This is a genomic window from Mycobacterium sp. KBS0706, from assembly GCF_005938675.2.
In the GTDB taxonomy this organism is placed as follows: domain Bacteria; phylum Pseudomonadota; class Alphaproteobacteria; order DSM-16000; family Inquilinaceae; genus Inquilinus.
On record NZ_VCCH02000297.1, the window covers coordinates 1 to 966 of the forward strand.

Below are 966 nucleotides of genomic sequence, written 5' to 3' on the forward strand. Positions count from 1 at the left end.
CAGTATTCAGCAACCTCGTGTTTCCTGTATCCTGCGCCACATATTGGCGGTACGGAGTTTTGGACAGATGGCTCGGCATCTTTTCGCCGGCGCGCTTACGCGTTTCTTCTCGAATGACTGGCTGACTGAACTGGATGTCGAGGCTCGTGCCACCGGCACCGAGATCCGTCAGATCACCCCGGACGGCAGGCCGGTAGGCAAGACCAACCCTGAGCTTATTGAGCCCAATATCCTGGCTTGGCGGGACTACATTACCAAACAATTGCTGAAGAACGCGGGCCACCGTGTCCAATGGCAGGAGGGCATGCTGCCGCCGTACGCCACCGGCTCGATGGGCTGGCCGGCGCTGGGGGCGCTGTATGTCTGGGCTGCCTATGCCGAAGACAGCACAATCCCGCCCGAACGAGCGATCGATGCACCCTTCGAAGACCCAGTCTTCCTGGCCCGCAGTTCGGCTGATGACGGCTTCGAACTCCTGCCTACACTGCTGTGCGCCTACTGGCTTCCTTGTCCGGCCGGATTCCTGATCGAATGCCAGGGCCCCCTGGACGGCGAAGACCGGATCATCGTGGGGTCGACCGGCCAGCTTCGCTTTGCCTTAAACCGGATCAACGAAACCACGTGGAAGGCCTCGCCTGACGAGATAGCCGCTTGGCGGGCGCGTTATGCCCAAGACCGCGCGCCCGTGCTCATGAGATCGGCCCGGTATGCGTATTCCGTCTTCTGCGACGTGCTGGCCTATGCGGAGCGCAATGAATTGCCGATCCGACTGCGCATTTAGCGCACCGACGGGAGCCGGCAGTGGCCTTGGGCGGGCTGCGACGCCGAGGTCCGGGTCTCCTCGACGGCGAGATCTCACTCGATGCGAACCCTGGAGGTTTCGGCCCCTTTTGATGAGTTCCGCTGTCTTGGCGGCCCTCTCGACAGGGCCTATTTGGCCCTGGCAGCAAGTCCGCTTTCCGCCCA

The 966-nt window shown here is 62.1% G+C and carries 1 protein-coding gene; it reads left to right on the forward strand.

The genetic code is table 11. The features are described from left to right. The coding region (locus FFK22_RS41920; RefSeq protein WP_221939311.1) for a hypothetical protein at positions 1-781 on the forward strand (781 nt) is incomplete at its 5' end. Positions 782-966 lie beyond the last annotated feature (185 nt).